This window comes from Streptomyces sp. NPDC002671, assembly GCF_053592475.1.
Genome location: NZ_JBSFVU010000048.1, coordinates 17361 through 32949 on the forward strand (window position 1 = coordinate 17361; position 15589 = coordinate 32949).

Here is a 15589-nt window from a genome sequence, read left to right on the forward strand (position 1 = left end):
GGCGTTTGCGGGCGTCGCCGCCCCTTCGCGGTGCGCTCACGTGGTTCTGGCCGGGGCGAGGCTGAGGAGGCCGGCGCCGTAGGCCTTGCCGCGGCCGATGCCCGTGTGGATGGCTTGGGTGAGGGTGTCGGGGTCGGTGATGGTGGCGGTTCCGTCGTAGCGGATCAGGCTGTGCCGCATGGGTGGGGCGTCGGTGCCTCGTGGCCTTGCGGCGGCGAGGTTGGTGGGGGTGAGGACGTGGAGCTGGAGACCGGCGTCGGCAGCGCGCTGTATCCACCACTGGTCGGCATCCGGCCCGGACAGCGGGATGATGCGGCCCCTGTGGCCCTTGTCCTCGAGCGGCAGGCGTTGTCGTTTGACGGGGTTGAGGACGATCCGGTAGTTGACGGCCAGGCCTTTGCGCAGGGCGGCGAACATGGGAGCCAGGTCTTTGAGGTCGGCGTGGCCGTAGTCGGCGGGCAGTCGGCCGGGGTCGATGGTGTTGCCTTGGATGAGCAGGGTGCTGGCGGTGGTGGTTTCGTCGACGCGGTAGAGCAGGCCGGCCGTGCGGCGGGGGGAGTCGCCGAGGTTGTCGGGGGCGAGCCGCATGACGGTGCGGTGCATCTGGGTGGCGTCGCGCAGGTCGCGCTGGACAGCGCGGCTGTAGGGGTTGAGACGGATGCGGGCGATCACCGCGGTGTGGCTCATGCGGCTTTGTCCTCCAGGCAGTAGGCGATCAGCCGGTCCATCAGCTGCCGGCGGGGGCAGGCCAGGGTGTGCGCAAGGCGGTGCTCGATCCGGTAGATGCGCCGGGTGCGGTGGCTTCGCTGATGCTGGGCGAAGCTGACCGGGTAGTCGTTGGCGGACAGGATGTCGACCCCGTTGTCCGGCACGTCGGCGGGCGCCTGTTCATACAGGAACGTGACCGGGACGGTTTCGGGCTCGGAACGTGCGGGTTCGCGGCTGAGCGGCACGCGGTGGCGCAGCTCGCCCACAGGGTCGGCGACGTGGGCGCGCAGCAGGAACGGCTCGTCAGGGGGGCAGGAGCGGCGCCCGAGGTAGGGCGCCCACTGCGGGTGTTGCAAGGCGTGGGCGATGCGCTCGGTGTCGGTGTCGGGGCCGGTGACAGCGATGGTGAACACGGCGTCGGCCAGGTAGTGGCGGCGGGTGATGACGGCGGCGCCCTTATTGCTGCCGCCGCTGGTGGCCGCGGTCTGCGCTTTGGGGAAGCCGCCGCCGACGGTGTGGTAGTCGACCAGCCGTACGCCGGGCCGGTCCACGCGCACGGTGAACTTAAGGCGGTCGTAGGCGTCGATGCCTTTGTCGCTGCGGCCGAGGCCTTCGGCTGCGGCGAGAATCCCGGTCAGCGCGGAGCGGGTGGGAAAGGGCGCGCTGTCCCGCACGGGGGTGAACGCAGAGCGCTCACCCCAGGACTGCAGCGGGCCGGCCAGGCGTAGCAGCAGACCGCTCACTGCTGCGCTCCCGTCTCGGGCAGGGCTGCTTCCACGGCGGCCTGGATCAGGTTGTCGAAGGAGTCGTGCGGGTTGCCGAGTCCGGTGAGCTGCTCGTCGGGGGCAATGGTGGCGTGGCCGTGGAAGGGGCGGTGGCGCTCGCCGGTGAGCCGGTTGATGTTCGCCGTGTAGGAGGCTAGGGCTTGCCGGGAGGGCCGGGCGTATCCGCCGGTCGTATCGGCGGTGACCGGTGCCTCGAACGCGGCGGCGAGGGACAGGGGGCGGTGCTCGCGCACGGCCAGGTAGGCCAGGTCAGGCAGGGTGTGGGGGGCGGTGCTGTTCTTCTTCGCTTGCGGCAGCGACATAAGGAAGTGCTCGGCGAAGGAGGCCAGCACGGTGTGGGCCGCCTTCTGGTCACCTTGGAGGTTTTTGACCAGGTCGGTGACGTTGACGGTGGCGTACCGGTAGAAGACGCCGGAGCTGAACTCGGCGGTGTCCAGGTGGCCGCTGCCGGTCTCGGCTTCGCCGAGCCAGTCGTCGACGGCGGTGAAGTAGTCGCGCTGGGGCTCGCTGGCGTGGGTGGTGAAGGCGTGTGCGACCTGGGCTGCGCCGTCGACGTTCGCGTCGGGCAGCTCGGCCAGCATGCGGCCCAGCAGGCTGATCGAGGCGGTACGCCGCTTGAGGATCTCCTCGATGCGGGCTGGCGGCAGCAGCTGGCCCGGGTTCTTCTTGCCCTGGGCCTTCTCCAGCTCGCTGCGATGTTCCTCGCACACGGCGGCGAGCTCATCGATCGCCGCCTCGGGCAGGAACAGCAGCACCGAGGTGTGGCCGGCTTTTTCCGTCCCGATGCCTTTCTTGCCGGCGCTCGCGGCGACCTGCGCCCCGGCAAAAGCGGCCAGCTCTTCGTCCCAGCCGGCCCGCTGGAGGGTCTGGCGGACCTTCACCGGGACCAGGCGGGTGCGGGCCGCCCGCTCACCGAGGTCCCGCTCGACGCCCTGGCGGATGACGCGCTTCCAGGACTGGCTGGAGACGCGGATGCGGGGGGCGCCGCCGTAGTGGACCTGCTTGGGTGAGCCGAGGGCATCGCGGTTGAGGTTGGCGGCCGGCACCGACTGCAGGCACGAGAGGTCGAGATACAGGGACACTTAGTTCTCCTCGGTCAGACGGGACGGGCTGGCGGCGGGCTGTTCCGGGTCGGGGGCGGTGGTGCGGAAGTAGGCCTCCAGCCAGCGGGTGGCGATCCGGTCGCGGTCGCGGTTCCACCAGGCGAGGTCCTCCAGCAGCACCGCCCAGTCCACGGCCACACCTGCGGTGAGCAGGTGCCGGGTCAGCGCCGGCAGCCGGGGATGGATGGCCCCACTGCTCTGCCGGGCCATCAGGTGCAGGTCGCCTTCGGCGGAGTCCGGTTTGATGATCTGCGTGTTGACCGCCTCGGCTAGCGAGGCGCCGAGGTTGGCACGTTGGTACCACTGCGGTTTCGGCTGCTTGTTGTCGGCGGCGTGGGTGTCGGCTTCGCGGGCGGCGCGGGGGCGCGCGGCGATCAGCGCGGCCACCGCGTAGTGGGCGCGGCGGGCGTCGGGATGCATCCGCTCGGGCAGCCGCGGGACGAGATATCGGTGCAGGTAGTTGCAGCGTTCGACCGGCAGGCCGAGTCCGGTGCGCAGGTCCGCCTGCGTCTTTTTGACCTTGCACAGATCGAGGACGTAGGTGACGAAGGTGTCCGAGGCCCGCTCGGAGCCGTTCTTCGGCGGCGCGCCGGCCGCCGATACCGGATCAGACATAGGCGTATCCCTGGATAGGGGGCGGTGGATGGGAAAAGAACGGGCGGCTGGTCAGGCAGCGGTGGTGGTCTGCAGCAGGCCGCGGAGGATCGCCCGGGCCCGGCTGCGGGCGCGCGCCACGCGGATGTCCGCCCGGTTCGCCGTGCCGATCGCAGCGTCGAGGGCGGCCAGGGCAGCGTTCACGAACGGCGGCTGCGGCCGCACGCTGGTCTGGCCGGGTGTGATCAGCTGCCAGAATTCCCGCTCGGCCGCCGGCCAGTAGCGTGCTGCCGCCGCGGCAGCCCACGGTCCTGGCTTGCGCTTGTCGAGCTTCACCCTGGCAAAGGCGTCGGTGTTCACGTCCGTGGCGAGCTTCCAGGCGACCTTCGCCGCGAACTCCAGCCGTTCACCGGCGTCCTCCGCGGCCCGGTGGCAGCACTCCACATGCGCCGCCATCTCCGGATCCGCCTCCTGCTGCCACTGCAGGACCGCAGGAGTGGTCGCCTGGAACCAGCCGCTGTCCTTTTGCTGCCCGTCCTGGTCGAAGCCGTAGGCCCGCACCCGCAGCCGGCCCCGCAGGCCGTCCGGAAGACCGTCAAGAGCACGCGGACGCGAGGTGTCCTGGGCGCTGTCCATCAGCAGCAGCGCATCCACATCCCGCCACAGCGCCCGCGAGGCGTCCGCCTCCCTCGCGTGCAGGCCGCCGTCCCGGCGCCGGTCCAGGATGACAAACGGATCCCGCGCCTCATGCGCGGCCTCGTGCGTGGACCACGTGATGTATGCGTCGGTCACTTCGGTGCGGTTAGCGGACGGCACTAGCAAGGCGGCGTGGCGGAACCGGCCCGTCAGCACCCGGCGCGGCCACGACAGTGCAGGACACGGGCCCAGTGGATCGGGCAGTTCCTGCTCCTCCCAGGGGCAGGCGTCCGCTTCATCAGGCTCATGGTCGCCGGGGCGGGGTACTGCCAGCACCAGCGTGGTGAACAGATCCGGCGCCCACGGAAGGTACGAGATCGACTTCCGCAGCGGACCCGCATCTCCGCTGCCCGCCCGCGTCCTCGTGATCCGCCGCGGCGTGCACTGCCCCGACGGGCCGAAGTACAACTGCGCGATCAGGTGCCAGACCGCCTGCGCCGCCGGCACCGGCACCGGATCGCCGTCCGTGAAGTGCCCGAACAGCACGGCGCCGTTCACGCCCGTCGGGCGGCCCATCACGAGCTTGTTCACACCGGAGGGGTTGTGCCGTCCCTGGCCGTCGACACACTCTTTGGCGAGCCGCGGATCTTGCAGAAACGGCCGTTCCTCGTCGAACAGGTCGAACCGGCCTGCAGGGACCTGCTCGTCGAAGTAGGCGTCGACCGCGTCCGGATCGAAGCGACCTGCGCCCAGTACCGCCCGCCGCAGGGCATACCACTGGGCGATTTCCTCGGCGGTGTCCTCGTCGTCCAGCCGCACACCCGCGTGGTGCGCGATCCGCGTCGTCATCGCCGCAAGGATCCGCATCAGTCCCGAAGCCGCCGGCGCGACCGGTAACTCGAGATCCTCGATCTCATGCGCCCGCCTGAACAGCCCCCGGAAACCGACCCGGACTGTCTCCCCCGAAACCAGCCGGACCGGCACCCACGGCTCATCCCGCAGGTCAAAGCTCCCGCCCATTCACCGCCCCCTCGCCATGAAATCGCCATGCAGGCATGACAGTTCCTGCTCAACCGGAACGTGTCCGGTCAGGCTGTGACATTCAAGCAGGCAGCACTGACAACGGGGCCTTAAGCCGGAAAACCGCGTCTTCACCTGTGGTTTCGGCGGCTGTCACTCCCGTACAAGCCCCAGCGCGGCATCCAAGCGCACACTCTTCGCCCCTACCCGCACTGCCTGCACCATCCCGTCCACCACCGGCTGGCACAGGATGCGGAGGTCGCCCAGCATGGGGTGCTCCGCCCAGGAGGCCGGCGGCTGGTGGGCGGCACCTTCGGCACCAGCGAACCAGTCGGCGCGGACCGGGATCGTGCGCCGCATCACGCGCCGTACATCGGATGCTGTCGGCGCGTCGTCGACCGCAGCAAGCTCCTCCTGGCCGGCCACGTCCAGCGTGATCCGCCCGTGGCGCTGCTGATAGACACACAGCAGGCGCACCGAGTCGGCGCCCAGCCGGGTGGCGGCCTCCCACTCGTCCTCGGCACCCTCCAGATGGTGCATCTCGTGCAGCTCCCACAGGCTCCGCGCCCGCGGCACGACCACGACGTCCGCCATGCCGCGCGCCGCCATCTCCCCGCCCCGGTAGGCACTCCAGGCGGCCGACTTCGCCGGATCGTCCCAGTCGAAACGGTCGGCCCGATCCCCGTGCACCCGCTCCACCAGCTCCTGCACGTCGCCGGGAACCGCGATCTTCTCCCCGTCCAGCTCGGCCATCACCTCGGATGTCCCAATCAGCAGGTGCTCGGCATAGACCTCACCCCACTGCACAGGCACCTTCCCGCCGCCGGCCAGCGGGTCCAGCACCACCAGACGCGGGACATCGGCCCAGCCGGGCCGGCCACGGCCACCCGGGTAACCGTGCTTCGACCACCAGCTCTCGTGCCGCCAGCACCGGCCCGCCCGCTGCAGCAGCAGCGCCAGCGGAGCCAGATCGCTGATGACGAGGTCCGCATCCAGGTCCAGGGACTGCTCCACCACCTGCGTCGCCACAACGATCCGCCGGGTGGGGCGCGGCCCGCCGCGGCCCAGCCCGCGCGTCACCTGTGCCGTCCGCTCCTCGCGCACGTCCCCGGGAAAGCGGGCGTGCACCAGCAGCAGCTCCTCGCCGGCCAGCGACGGGTAGCGCTCCTTGAGACGAAGATAGGTCTGCTGGGCCTCACCGACCGTATTGCACACCACCAGAGCGCAGCCGCCCTCACCCACAGCCACCGGCTCCAACAGCCGCTCGATCACGGCCGGCCGGCCCTGTTTCCCCGCCTTCGCACCGTGCACCACAGGCTCGACCTGAACCCCCAGATCCATGCTCCGCACAGCAGCCTGCTCCTGCTGGCGCACTCGGGATATCGGCGTGCACGCGCCGCTGCCGGCGTCCACGTACAGCCAGCCCGGATACGGCGCCGGGAACTCCCGCTTCTTCAGCTCGGAGGACTTCATGCCCGCGCCCCGCAGGTACTCCTTGATCAGCCGGTTGCTCACCGACACAGGAAGCGTCGCCGACAGCAGCACCACCGGCACCCAGAACGTCCCCAGCCAGTTCAGCAGCCGCCCCAGCAACACCTGCATGTAGGGGTCGTAGGCGTGCGCCTCATCGACGATGAACGCCTTGCCCGACAGCCCAAGCAGCCGCAGGGCGTTGTGCCGCACCGGCAGCACCGACATCAACGCCTGATCCACCGTGCCGACCGCGAACTGCGCCAGCAGCGCACGCTTCATCCCCCGCAGCCACCGCCGCGGCCGCAGATCGGCCTCCGACCGCGCCGCGCCCGGCTGCTCGTCCCCGTCACAGACCAGAACCCCGCCCCCGCCCTCGAGGTCCTCATCCGCGTAGGCGGCGTTGAGCCAGGCCATGCTGTGCAGGAGCGTCAACCCGGCCCCCTCGGCTGCCTGCCGCCGCAGGGAGCCGGTCACCCGGCCATACATCTGGTCGCTGGTGGCCATGGTCGGCAGCACAAAGGCGTAACCGCGGGTATGGAAGACCTGCGACAGCACCCGAACCGCTTCCAGCGCCGTCTCGCTCTTGCCATCGCCCGGAGCAGCCGTCACCAGCAGGATCCCGCCCCTACTGCCACCTACCGCGGCAGCCGGGAGCTCCTGGATCACCGACCGCTGCAGCGGGTTCGGATCCCCGTCGATCCCGTAGGACTGCGAAAAACCCTGATACGCCAGCTCCACCGGCTCCAGACCCGCCTCCCGCAACACAGCGGGCGCATCGGCCTGCGAGCGGTGGAAGTGATCCTCCAGCGAGCCCTCCAACGCCTGCTGCCGGCCCCTGACGTAATCGGCCTGGCTGACGAGCCAGTCCGCCAGAATCACCACCCCCGCAACCAGCACAGCCACACCAGCATCAAACGCGTCCGCAACCTTCGGCTCCCCCAGCAGGCGATGCACCGCCTGCGCGTGCAGCTCCCGCTGCAGCGCCCACGTCCGACCGCCCAGCCGCTCCTGCACCGCCCACTGCGCGTTACGACGGTAGTCATTGCGGTGGAAACGCCCGTGATGCCCGCCGATGATCTCCGCGATACGCCGCACCGCAGCCCCCTCCCCGGCATCCTTGAACCCAAGCGCCTCAAGAACAGCGGACGCAGCCTGCATACCCGCAACATCGTGACCGACCCGCTCAACGCCGATCTTCCCCACGTCCGCGAGGAACGCCTCGCTCAGACGGTCCTTGCCATGCCGGGAGCAGAACTGGAAACCCGAGATCTTCCCGATATCGTGCAGCCCGGCACACAACGCGACCACCCCGCGGGCCTGCTCCAGCGAAGATTCCAAGCCGCCGGCAATGGCGCGCCGCTGATTCTCCGACAGATACACATCCCACAGGTGCACGGCCATCGCCGCCGCATCCAGCAGATGCCGCACCAACGGATACGGCGCACCCTCCCGGTCCAGGCCCCGCGACTTCCCCCACACCGACTCATCCAGCACCGGCAAGTCCATGACACTCCTCCCCCAGCCCAACCAAACACCCGCCCGCAGCGAGGATCCAAGCACCCGCCACCGACAACGCCTCCCAGCAGCACGACCGGACACATCCGGTACGAGGCGGGCGTCCACCCTGTCACCAGAAACAACCCGGTGCCTCGAGCAAGGCCATACCCTCATCCGCATGACAGGACTACCGAAGGCAAAGAGATTGCAAAGCAACCTTTGAGGCGCAGGTGAGGAAGCGTCCTCCCCGCCGACGCGGGGGTGTTCCGGCGGTCTGCGTCCCCGAAGTGCACGTCCTGACGTCCTCCCCGCCGACGCGGGGGTGTTCCGGCCGAGCGGCGCGCCGAGCAGCAGCAGAAGCGGTCCTCCCCGCCGACGCGGGGGTGTTCCGCCCCACAGACGCTTTCCACGGCGACTGTCGGGGTCCTCCCCGCCGACGCGGGGGTGTTCCGCCGTTGCCGTTCACGATCCACAGTCGGCCGTTGTCCTCCCCGCCGACGCGGGGGTGTTCCGTTGGAGGCGGAGCGGCGCGGTGTTCTGCGGGAGTCCTCCCCGCCGACGCGGGGGTGTTCCGGAACCGGTGCTGTGCGAGCCGTTCGGCAAGAGGTCCTCCCCGCCGACGCGGGGGTGTTCCCGGCGGCGGCGAGCAGGCCGTCGATCAGGGTCACCGGGCCCTCGGTGGCAAGCACCGGGTTGCCGAGTGCGGCGCCGGTGCGGGCCTTGCCGAAGGCGAGGGTGAACATCACGGCGGCGGTGATCGCGGTCCAGCCGATGCCCAGCGGCGAGGTGTGCGGGTGGAAGGCTGCGGCCAAGTGGACTGCACCAGCAGGTAGAGGGCCAGTGCGGCGAAGCCGGCACCGATCAGCCGCAGCGCGCGGCGCTGGCGGGCCTCGCCGGTGCCGGACAGCTCCCAGATCACCACCGTGGACGCGCCGATCTCGATCAGGGAGTCCAGACCGAACCCGGCCAGCGCGACCGAGCGGGCGGTGACGGCCGCCGCGGCGAGCACCACGATGCCGATCACGTTCCAGAGAAGCGTCGCGTACTCCAAGGCGAAGCCCCGGCGGAGCAGGGCCGTGCGGGTGGTGTCATTCAAGGTGGTCACAGCGAGAATCTCCCAGGTCCAAGCGTCCGGCAGTCAGGGTGATCGCCGGGGCTGTGCGATGCAGGTCAGCGGCTGGCATGGTGGCTGAGCACCGCATGCGGGTCCGGGCTGCCGACAGCGGTGGCGTGGGGGTCGGTGTGCACGGTGGCGGCGGTCAGTCTCGGCACGGCTTCGGCGATCTTCGAAGTTGTGCCTGCCTTGCTTCTTGAAGCCAACTCCCCTGACAGATCGTCACGAACCGAACGTCATACGACTACACCGAAGCCTTGGCATCGACACCTGCACCTTGATGGCCCGTCCCGGCACCGGGGGCGGGCCATCAAGGTATGGCCGACGCGGCCGAGATCGCACGCGAATGATCGACGCTGGGAGTGTGTTTATCAGAATGTCGGATAAATGTGCGACCCAATGGCAAATTTAAATTCCCGATAGGTGACTATTGACAAGCCGCCCAGATCGGCCCGAAACTCAAATTAACCTCCCGCAGAGCAGCCTGTGACAGGTGGTGCGGCGGCAGGCTTCCGTTGCCTGTGATGCAGTTACAGGTGTCGCACATCAATGCCGATTCCGTGTTGACTTGTCCCGCCATGCAATGCCACCCCGCCATTTCATCCATTGATTTGATGGGTTTTCCGGTATTGATTGAGGATTAGCCTTCATCCTGTCAGCAGGAAACGGTCGACCCATGAAAGGAAAGGAGCGTCAGCGTGACCACGCATGTCTTAGCCGGTCTGGGAACGTACGCCGACGTGTACAACCCTCCCATCACCGAGAGCACCCAGGAATACAACATCTCCAGCTATGTTGTATTCACGCCAGCGATCCTCGCGGCTGTCCCGCCCCTTGTTCTGCTGTTGTCCGCCAGCCTGTCGGGCTCCAGCGTCGAGAGCTGTACGGGGCCCATCACCAATCCTCAGTCCACGGGGACCCTGACCTGGTCAGATGGCACCACCAGCTCGATCTCCCTCGTCTCGTTGACGGGTGAACGCGTCGAAGGCCATCCGATCTGCCACTCAACGTGGCACGTCACCAGCGGCCACTTCACCGGGGGGACTGTCAACACCCTGGCGGTGGCCCTCGCCTCAAATCTCACCGCATGTCTGACCGGAGGAAGTATCTCCACTGCCTCCGGCGCGGTCGTATTTATCGTAACCATGCCTTAATCCGAAGCTCTTTTGCCCTGCGCCTTGACGGGTAAAAGAGCTGGATAGATCAGGGTATGGGTGAAATGGCGGACAGGGCCCCTGGCCGCTGCCCGGCATCGGAAGTCCCATTGGGGTTCGGGAAATTGAACTACCGATTTGCGCGGCTGCAACGGAACGCAGTCGGGTTGGCCGCTCGCAGCGCTGCGCAGGGCGTCGGTCCGGTGCCTCGCGAACCGCGTGCCGCGCTGCTGAGCTGGCTCTCCCTTCTGGTTCCGGAAGCCAGCGGTAGCGCGGCATCGGGATTGGCGTTGACAGTACTGGTGGCGGCAATGACGGCCCCGGCGGACGGAAAGGTGCTGAGTGGCGTGGTGATTGCAGTGCGAGCCTGGATGGCGAGGGTGCATTGTGCCGGGCGCCGTGGCTGTATGGGGAGTGGTCCTGTTCGTGCCTCGTTGCGTCGTCGAGAAGTTAACGTGGCATGCCCCGGGGGCGTTTTTACGTGATGGCCAGGCAAAAGCGTGTCATCGAGATCTCGGCCCCTGTCCCGGAGAGCCTTGTGGCACCCGGAGGCAAGATTCTTCTCGTGTGGAGGCAGCTCGCGGCAGTGGTATCCGGCAGAGACCTCTATGTGTTTCTGCGCCGGAACGGAGAAGACGTCGCCTACGTGGCGAAGGGAGTATCTGTTCCGGGGGAGAATGTGCTGAGCGTAAGCTTGCCCGAGCTCCACGGAGAATTCGATTTGGTCGCGACTTTCGCCGACCCCGACTTGTGTGAAGAACATGTCAGGATCCGGCTGGCAGCCACGACCACCGCAGCTACCGGCAGTGAAGCCGCATGGCAGGTGCCGCCCACTCCCCGCAACTCGACTCCGGTCTCCCTGCTGTCAGCATTCGACGGCGTCATGTGCATCAACCTGGACAGTGATCCGGCCCGTTGGGAGCGTATGAGGGAACGCTTCTCAGCTCTGGGTATCGGCAGGAAGGTACAGCGTATCCCCGCAGTCGCGGTGGCCGGCAACTATCACATCGGTTGCGCACTCTCTCACCGGAAGGCCATTCAGAAAGCCTACGACGATGGCATGGAGAGCGTGCTGGTCTTCGAGGACGACGCAGTGTTCCTACGGGGCGCCGAGTGGGTCCTGCGCCGCGGTCTACGGGAACTCGCCGGACGGACATGGAAGGCTGTGTACCTCGGCGGATACGAAAAGGTGCGGCGGCCGAACGTGTTTGCCGAGGGCTGCACCCACCTTGCCGAGGCCCGCGGCCTCCTTAGCACCCACGCCATCGCCTATCACCGACAAATCTACGAACACCTGCTGTCCGAGCTTCCCGGCGACGAGGCCGGCATGACGGAGTGGATCGCGGAAGAGATCGCGATAGACCAGTACTACGCACGCGAACTCACAGTCGATATCTACCGGATCGTGCCACCCGTTGCCGCGCAGGAGCTGCACCTTGCCCTGGAAGATCCGGATCTGCGTGATCAGTTCCCGGTTGGGCCCACCGAATGAGCCCATTGCCCCGTCCGACCGAACAAGTCGGCATCATGGGGCTGGGCGCCATGGGACGCAACATGGCCCGCCAGCTCGCGCGCCGCCACTACAGCGTGGTCGTCCACAACAGGACGGCTGGTACAGCCCGTTCCTTTGCGCACGAGTACAGCAGCGAAGGCCGCTTCCTCATCGCCGACACCCCTCGAAAACTCGTCACCGCACTGAAGCCGCCACGACGCGTCCTCATCATCGTCGAAGCCGGCAGCCCCACCGACTCGGCCATCGGCGAAGTGGCCAAGCTGCTCGCCCCCGGAGACGTGGTCGTCGACGGTGGCAATGCCCACTTCGAGGACACGCGCCGCCGCGAAGCCATGCTGCGCACTCACGGAGTGCACTTCATCGGTGCCGGTCTGTGCGGGGGCACTGAGGATGCGCTGCATGGCCTGAGCATCACGGCCGACGGCTCACACGAGGCGCACGACACGCTCGGCTCCCTGCTGCAGGACCTTGCGGCGCGGACTGCCGATGGCATGCCAGCCGTTGCACGCCTACGCGGCTCCGGCGCCGGACACTTCGTGAAGACCGTGCACAATGGCCTCGAGTACGCCGACATGCAACTGATCGCTGAAGTCTACGGTCTGCTCCTCGGCGTCACGAGCCAGGCGCCGGCCCGGATCGCCGCGACATTCTCGGAGTGGAACCGGGGCCGACTGGCTGCCCACCTCATGGAGATCACCGCCGAGATTCTCGCCCACACCGATACGGTGACAGGCCGAGCCTTCATTGACGTCGTCGCCGACCGCGCAGAGCAGAAGGGCACGGGCCGGTGGGCGGTGCAGGCCGCGCTCGAACTCGGTGTGCCGGTACCGGTAATCGCCGAAGCCGTCTTCGCCCGCACGCTCTCCTGTCAACACGACCTGCACACACCGCGCAACCGTGAGCCAGAGCCACCGCTTGCCGCACCCGCGGCCGCCACCTTCATCCCCCGCATCGAGCAAGCGCTCTACGCATCCAAGATCACCGTATACGCGCAGGGCTGGCAGCTCATCCGCGCCGCCGCCACCGCTCACGGCTGGAGCGTCGACCCCGCCGCGGTGGCAGCCGTGTGGAGGGCCGGCTCGATCCTCCGAGCCCCGCTCCTCGACCGGATCAGCGCGGCATACATCACGAACCCAGAACTTCCCGGGTTGCTCCACGACGCGGAGCTCAGCCGGGACCTGGACGAGGCTCAGCACGACTGGCGCACGGTTGTGGCCACAGCGGCCCGTCGCGGTCTGCCCGTGCCCGCCCTCGCGACAGCACTGTCCTACTACGACGCACTCCGCACAAACCGGCTCCGCGCCGCCCTGATCCAAGCCCAACGCGACTTCTTCGGCGCCCACGGGTACCAGCGCACCGACCAAGAAGGCACGTTTCAGACACGATGGACACAGGACCGGAGCGAGCACCCTGCCAACCGGCAGTGAGGGCACTCGCCGGCCTGTTCAGGGCCCTCGGCCTGAACCGCCCCGGGCTCGGCAGAGAGCTCAGATAGTGGCTGTGACCTGCAGATTTTAGGTCGTGAAGTAGTGGTTGGTCTCGTACCCGACGGGCGGGATGCGGCCTATCTCTCCGTAAGGCTCACTACCTCCACCCCCGATGCTCAGGAGCGCTCCAAGTGCCTGCTTCTCCCGACATCATCGACATTGATGTCCTCATCGTCGGCAGTGGCCCGGTCGGGTCGGCCTTCGCCCGGGTGATCGCCGACGAATTGCCATGGACCCGCATCCTCATGGTTGATGCCGGTCCGCAGATCTCTCATCCGCCGGGAAGCCATGTCAACAACATCCCGGACCAGGCCCAGCGTGCGAAGGCCCAGGCAGCCTCCCAGGGCCCCCACCCATCCCCCTACCCGGAGCTCAGCCTGGCCCGGCGGCTGGGCCTCGGAGGTGCGGGTGGCGTACCGGACCCGCTGCTGGCAGGCACCCACAGGGTCGCCGAGCCCGCGCAGTCCTCGCTCGTGGAGGGAATGCCGGGGGCCGCGATGTCCACCAACGTCGGCGGAATGGGTGCCCACTGGGCCTGCGGCTGCCCCCGCCCGGGCGACGGCGAGCGCATCGTCTTCATCGATCCACCAATGTGGGAGCTGGCGCTCACCCGCGCCGAGCAGCTCCTGCACGTCACCCGGCATGCCTTCGGCCACTCTCATTTCGTCACCCAGGTCACGCGCCTGGTGGGCAACCACCTGAATGCGGGGCGGCCCCCGGAGCGCCGTGTACAGCCCACGCCGCTCGCCGTCAGTGTCGGACGGGACGGGGCGGTGCGCTGGTGCGGCCCTGACATGATCCTCGGCGACCTGGTGCAGCCAACTACCGCCACCTCGTTCGAGCTGCGCGCCCAGACCCTGTGCCGCCGGGTACTCATGGACGGAGCCACCGCCCGGGGCGCCGAACTGGAACATCTGCCTACCGGACGGCGGCGCATGGTGACGGCCCGGGCGGTCGTCGTCGCGGCCGACAGCCTGCGCACCCCACAGCTGCTGTACGCCTCCGGTGTGAGGCCGCAGGCTCTCGGCCGCCATCTCAACGACCACCCGATGGTCATCACCGCCGTACGCCTGCACCCCGGCCTCGCGGCCGAACTTGGCTCAACGACCGCCCTGATGAGTGCGCAGGACAACGCACCGATGCCCTTGGTGTGGGTGCCCTACAGCGACACCCGCCCTTTCAGCGGCCAGATCATGTATATCGGCCAGATCCCGGCAACTGCTACAGGCACCGGCCAGGAGTCGCCGGGGGAATTCGCTGGCCTGTCCTGGTCGTGTGCCAAACAACTGCGCGCCAAGGACCGCATCACTTTCAGCGGCAGCCGGCGTGACGCCCTGGGTATGCCGGCCATGCAGTTGCACTACGGCCTGAGCGACGTTGACCAGGCCACCATTGCCGCTGCCAGGAAAGAGGCCTCCCATGTGGCGGCGCTGCTCGGCACTCCAATTGGCACCGATCTGCCTGCCCTGCTGCCCGCGGGCAGTTCCCTGCACTACCAGGGGACTGTCCGGATGGGCGCCACCGACGACAGCACCACAGTCTGCGATAGCTCTTCACGGGTGTGGGGCACCACCAACCTCTACGTCGGGGGCAACGGCGTAATCCCCACCACCACCGCCTGCAACCCGACGCTCACCTCCGTTGCCCTGGCGGTGCTCGCCGCCCGCGCCCTCGTCCGCCGCCACCTGCGCTGAGATAAGGACGCATCCCCCACTTGGACCCGACCCAACTACCGAACAGGCGGTGCGACGTTGTCACGTTAACCTCGGGCTTTCAAGGCGAGCTGTCCCGGCTGGTGATCAAGAAAGCAGAAAGTGCCTCTGAACAGCGAGAATGAGGATTGCTGAGGTCCTTGTTCCCGCCACCGCTGGAGGCACTTTCCAGGTGAAGAAGCGTATCGGGTCCTATCCACGTGTCCGCGTTGAAGGCGATGGCCGCGGAATCGTCTCGCAGGCCGGTGCGGTGCTGCTGGTCGAGACGGTCCGCAAGTCCGGCCTGGAGGCGACGATATCGGCGGCGCTTGTCCCGTGGCGCAAACCCCGGGCGGTGCACGATCCAGGCTAAGGACTTGCAGAGAATCAAAGTGTTGCTTCCCGCTCCGGGGCTCGTTGACGTGGTATGCGCATCCAGGATGAGACCCGCGGCCAACTCGCTGTGAAGTTTGCGGTGTTGTTCCCGCATCTGGACGAGCGGCAACGGCGGCTGCTCATGGGTGCCGAGGCCCGGGTGCTGGGGCATGGCGGTATCCGGGCCGTCGCGCGGGCGGCTGCGGTGAGTGAGACGACGGTCCGCAAGGGCGTGTGCGAGCTGGAGGCCGGAGAGGAGCCGCTGGGAAGGGTGCGGCGGCCGGGAGGAGGCCGCAAGCGAGTCGCGGATCTCGATCCGGGGCTGCGGCCCGCGCTGCTGGCATTGGTCGAGCCGGACGAGCGGGGTGATCCGATGTCGCCGCTGCGGTGGACGGTGAAGTCGACCCGCACCCTCGCGCGGGAGCTGGCCCGGGCCGGG

The 15589-nt window shown here is 68.2% G+C and carries 12 protein-coding genes, 1 pseudogene and 1 CRISPR repeat array; of the genes and pseudogenes, 6 read left to right on the forward strand and 7 right to left on the reverse strand.

The genetic code is table 11. From position 1 onward, the window contains the following. Positions 1-36: 36 nt before the first annotated feature. From cas6e to ACWD35_RS39525, 7 genes are all read right to left on the reverse strand, one after another. Positions 37-687: a type I-E CRISPR-associated protein Cas6/Cse3/CasE gene (cas6e, locus tag ACWD35_RS39495; RefSeq protein WP_451356189.1), complete on the reverse strand. Its 651-nt coding sequence runs from the start codon at positions 685-687 to the stop codon at positions 37-39. Beyond that, positions 684-1451 (reverse strand): type I-E CRISPR-associated protein Cas5/CasD, encoded by a 768-nt coding sequence (cas5e, locus tag ACWD35_RS39500; protein WP_451356190.1) that lies wholly within the window; start codon positions 1449-1451, stop codon positions 684-686. Before cas5e ends, cas6e begins: the two co-directional genes overlap by 4 nt. Next, a complete protein-coding gene (cas7e, locus tag ACWD35_RS39505; protein ID WP_451356191.1) occupies positions 1448-2575 on the reverse strand; it encodes a type I-E CRISPR-associated protein Cas7/Cse4/CasC in 1128 nt (375 codons plus the stop codon). Before cas7e ends, cas5e begins: the two co-directional genes overlap by 4 nt. Then, positions 2576-3211, reverse strand: a complete 636-nt coding sequence (gene casB / locus ACWD35_RS39510) for a type I-E CRISPR-associated protein Cse2/CasB (RefSeq protein ID WP_451356192.1) — start codon at positions 3209-3211, stop codon at positions 2576-2578. A 51-nt stretch (positions 3212-3262) separates the two neighbouring features. After that, positions 3263-4846 (reverse strand): type I-E CRISPR-associated protein Cse1/CasA, encoded by a 1584-nt coding sequence (gene casA / locus ACWD35_RS39515; RefSeq protein ID WP_451356193.1) that lies wholly within the window; start codon positions 4844-4846, stop codon positions 3263-3265. A gap of 153 nt (positions 4847-4999) precedes the next feature. After that, the gene (gene cas3 / locus ACWD35_RS39520) at positions 5000-7825 is read right to left on the reverse strand and encodes a CRISPR-associated helicase Cas3' (protein ID WP_451356194.1); all 2826 of its coding nucleotides are present in this window, start codon (positions 7823-7825) and stop codon (positions 5000-5002) included. 231 nt (positions 7826-8056) lie between these two features. Then, positions 8057-8451: direct repeats of the CRISPR family, unit length 29 nt; unit sequence GTCCTCCCCGCCGACGCGGGGGTGTTCCG. A gap of 107 nt (positions 8452-8558) precedes the next feature. After that, on the reverse strand, positions 8559-8921 hold the full coding sequence (locus tag ACWD35_RS39525) for a hypothetical protein (RefSeq protein ID WP_451356195.1): 363 nt from the start codon (positions 8919-8921) through the stop codon (positions 8559-8561). A gap of 707 nt (positions 8922-9628) precedes the next feature. Here ACWD35_RS39525 and ACWD35_RS39530 point away from each other — a divergent pair. The 6 genes and pseudogenes from ACWD35_RS39530 to ACWD35_RS39555 form a co-directional block, all read left to right on the forward strand. Beyond that, positions 9629-10084 (forward strand): hypothetical protein, encoded by a 456-nt coding sequence (locus ACWD35_RS39530; RefSeq protein ID WP_450489872.1) that lies wholly within the window; start codon positions 9629-9631, stop codon positions 10082-10084. Positions 10085-10544: 460 nt separating this feature from the next. Then, positions 10545-11576 carry a glycosyltransferase family 25 protein gene (locus ACWD35_RS39535; RefSeq protein ID WP_451356196.1) on the forward strand — a complete coding sequence of 344 codons (1032 nt, stop codon included), beginning with the start codon at positions 10545-10547 and terminating at the stop codon, positions 11574-11576. Further along, the gene (gene gndA, locus ACWD35_RS39540; RefSeq protein ID WP_384926085.1) at positions 11573-13024 is read left to right on the forward strand and encodes an NADP-dependent phosphogluconate dehydrogenase; all 1452 of its coding nucleotides are present in this window, start codon (positions 11573-11575) and stop codon (positions 13022-13024) included. Before ACWD35_RS39535 ends, gndA begins: the two co-directional genes overlap by 4 nt. A 191-nt stretch (positions 13025-13215) precedes the next feature. Beyond that, a complete protein-coding gene (locus ACWD35_RS39545; RefSeq protein ID WP_451356197.1) occupies positions 13216-14778 on the forward strand; it encodes a GMC oxidoreductase in 1563 nt (520 codons plus the stop codon). Positions 14779-14968: 190 nt separating this feature from the next. Next, a pseudogene (locus ACWD35_RS39550) lies at positions 14969-15145 on the forward strand (IS1380 family transposase); the annotation flags it as partial. A gap of 57 nt (positions 15146-15202) precedes the next feature. Continuing rightward, positions 15203-15589 (forward strand): ISAzo13-like element transposase-related protein (locus tag ACWD35_RS39555; protein ID WP_451356198.1); only part of this gene is annotated, 387 nt, incomplete at its 3' end.

Bases quoted from the DNA above. Each gene is read 5' to 3' on its own strand.
- cas6e (WP_451356189.1), bottom strand. From the start codon at position 687: ATGAGCCACACCGCGGTGATCGCCCGCATCCGTCTCAACCCCTACAGC.
- casB (WP_451356192.1), bottom strand. From the start codon at position 3,211: ATGTCTGATCCGGTATCGGCGGCCGGCGCGCCGCCGAAGAACGGCTCC.
- casA (WP_451356193.1), bottom strand. From the start codon at position 4,846: ATGGGCGGGAGCTTTGACCTGCGGGATGAGCCGTGGGTGCCGGTCCGG.
- cas3 (WP_451356194.1), bottom strand. From the start codon at position 7,825: ATGGACTTGCCGGTGCTGGATGAGTCGGTGTGGGGGAAGTCGCGGGGC.
- ACWD35_RS39535 (WP_451356196.1), top strand. From the start codon at position 10,545: ATGCCCCGGGGGCGTTTTTACGTGATGGCCAGGCAAAAGCGTGTCATC.
- gndA (WP_384926085.1), top strand. From the start codon at position 11,573: ATGAGCCCATTGCCCCGTCCGACCGAACAAGTCGGCATCATGGGGCTG.